At 68.0% G+C, this 2,526-nt stretch carries 2 protein-coding genes; one reads left to right on the forward strand and one right to left on the reverse strand.

Going from position 1 to position 2,526, the window contains the following annotated elements:
* A partial coding sequence (locus tag AC3XYG_RS35560; RefSeq protein WP_489144621.1) for a hybrid sensor histidine kinase/response regulator occupies positions 1–2,055 on the forward strand: 2,055 nt, incomplete at its 5' end.
* Between the two features lie 133 nt (positions 2,056–2,188).
* On the opposite strand, the gene AC3XYG_RS35565 is transcribed toward AC3XYG_RS35560, so the two are convergent.
* Positions 2,189–2,526, reverse strand: a 338-nt coding sequence (locus tag AC3XYG_RS35565; RefSeq protein ID WP_489144622.1) for an alpha/beta fold hydrolase, incomplete at its 5' end; no start/stop codon positions are given.

Here is a 2,526-nt window from a genome sequence, read left to right on the forward strand (position 1 = left end):
CTCTACACACTGTCCGGCGTGCCGCGCGAGGCGTTCTCGCGCTTTCCAATGCCGCGCAACACCGAGGTGTTCGGCCCGACCTTCCGTGGCGAGGGCCTGGTCCGGTCGGACGACATCACCCGGGATCCCCGCTATGGCCGGAACACGCCCAACAAGGGCATGCCCGATGGCCACCTGCCGGTGCGCAGCTACCTCGCCGCCCCGGTCGTCTCGCAGTCCGGTGAGGTGCTGGGCGGCCTGTTCTTCGGGCACCCGGAGCCCGGCATCTTCGACGAGCGGTCCGAGAAGCTGCTGGCCGGCATCGCGACGCAGGCGGCGATCGCGATGGACAAGGCCCGGCTGTACCGCGCCGCCCAAGTCGAGATCGAGCGCCGGACCCGCACCGAGGCTGCGCTGCGGGAGAGCGAACGGGCACTGGAGACCAAGGTGGCCGAGCGCACCGCCGAACTGACGGCGGCGAATGAAAGGCTGCGCGCCGAGGCCGCCGAGCGCGAGCGCGCCGAGGAAGCGCTACGGCAGGCGCAGAAGATGGAGAGCATCGGCCAACTCACAGGCGGCGTGGCCCATGACTTCAACAACCTGCTGACCGTCATCATCGGCAATCTGGAAACGCTGCAGCGGCATCTGCGCCAGCCACAGCAGAACATCGCCATCCTCGAGCGCTCGACGGCGCAGGCCACCCGCGGCGCACAGCGCGCCGCTTCGCTCACCCAGCGCCTGCTGGCTTTCTCGCGACAGCAGCCGCTCGAGCCGAAGCCGACCGACATCAACCGGCTGATCGGCGGCATGTCGGACCTGCTGCGCCGCTCGATCGGCGAGCAGGTCGCGGTCGAGACCGTCCTGTCCGGCGGCCTGTGGCTGGTCCATGCCGACCCGAACCAGATCGAGGTCGCGATCCTGAACCTCGCGGTCAATTCGCGAGACGCAATGCCCGGCGGCGGCAAACTGACGATCGAGACCGCCAACGCCTATCTCGATGAACCCTACGCGGTGTCGCACACGGAGGTGGCGCCGGGCCAGTACGTCGCGGTGGCGGTGACCGACAACGGCGTGGGCATGAGCCGCGACGTGATCGCGCGCGCCTTCGAGCCGTTCTTCACCACCAAGGATGTCGGGCACGGCACCGGCCTCGGCCTCTCGCAGGTCTACGGCTTCGTCAAGCAGTCGGGCGGGCATGTGAAGATCTACAGCGAGCCCGGCCAGGGCACGACGGTCAAGATCTACCTGCCGCGCTTCCACTCGACCGAAGAACGGGCCGAAGCCGAGGCTCCGGCGCGGGTGCCCGGCGCAGCCCATGCCGAGACGATCCTGGTGGTCGAGGACGACGACGACGTGCGCAGCCACACCACCGGCATCCTGCGCGAGCTCGGCTATGCCGTGATGGAAGCGCCGGATGGCAGGGTCGCGCTGAGGGTGATCGAGGAGCATCCGGAACTGAGCCTGCTATTCACCGATGTGGGCCTGCCCGGCGGCATGAACGGGCGCCAGCTGGCTGAGGCCGCGGGGCGGATCCGGGGCGATCTCAAGGTGCTGTTCACCACGGGCTATGCCCGGAACGCCATCGTCCATGACGGCCGGCTGGACCCGGGGGTCCAGTTGATCACCAAGCCCTTCACCTATGCCGCGATCGCCACCAAGCTGCGCGACGTCCTCGACCTGCATGCCGGGCCGCGGCGCATCCTGGTGGTGGAGGACGAGCCGCTGCTGCAGATGCTGCTGGTGGGCAACCTGGAGGAACTCGGGTTTAAGGCCGAGATCGCTGGGTCGGCCACCGAGGCGCTGAATAAGCTCCGCCTGATGCCCGGCGGCTTCGACGGCGCGATCGTCGATCTCGGCCTGCCGGATTATGGCGGCGAGGTTCTGGTGCGTGAGATGAGAGCCCTGCACCCGTCGCTGCCAGTCGTCATCGCCAGCGGCCAGGGTGAAGGCACGCTGCAGGACCAGTTCGGCGCGATGGGCCGAGTGGCGATCCTGCTGAAGCCCTACACCAACGAGGAGCTCGGATCGGCCCTTCAAGCCGCAGGCATCAGGACTTCGCCGGCATCGCCTGACTAGGCCAGCCTCCCGGCTGGTCCGCGCCATATCCGGACATCGCCGTCGCTTCTCTAAACCGGACGCAGGCCGCGGCGGCTACGAACGGTCTTTCGTCGCCGCCGTAGCAGTTAGGGCGCTCCTTAAACGGGATACTTCAAAGGCTCTTGGCCTGCAACCAGTCGCGGATAACCGCAGTGAGTTCCGCCTTACACTCCAACGGCAGCCAGTGGGCGCCCGGCAGGCTCGTCACCGTGAGTTCCGCGCACGCCGCACGCATGGGGTCGCCCAGGCGATTGCCGTCGATGGTGTTGATCTGGTCGTAGGTGCCATTGACGAACAGCACCGGCTGCGACAGCCGACCGCCGTCCGGCGCCTCGCGGGCATAGGCGATATTGGCCTCATCGTTGAGATACCACGAGCAGGGCGGGCGAAACCCGTGGGCGTCGAACACCCGCACGAGCGTTTCGAAGTCCGCCGTGGGCCAGAGAGCCG

The sequence above is a fragment of the Inquilinus sp. genome, assembly GCF_057815775.1.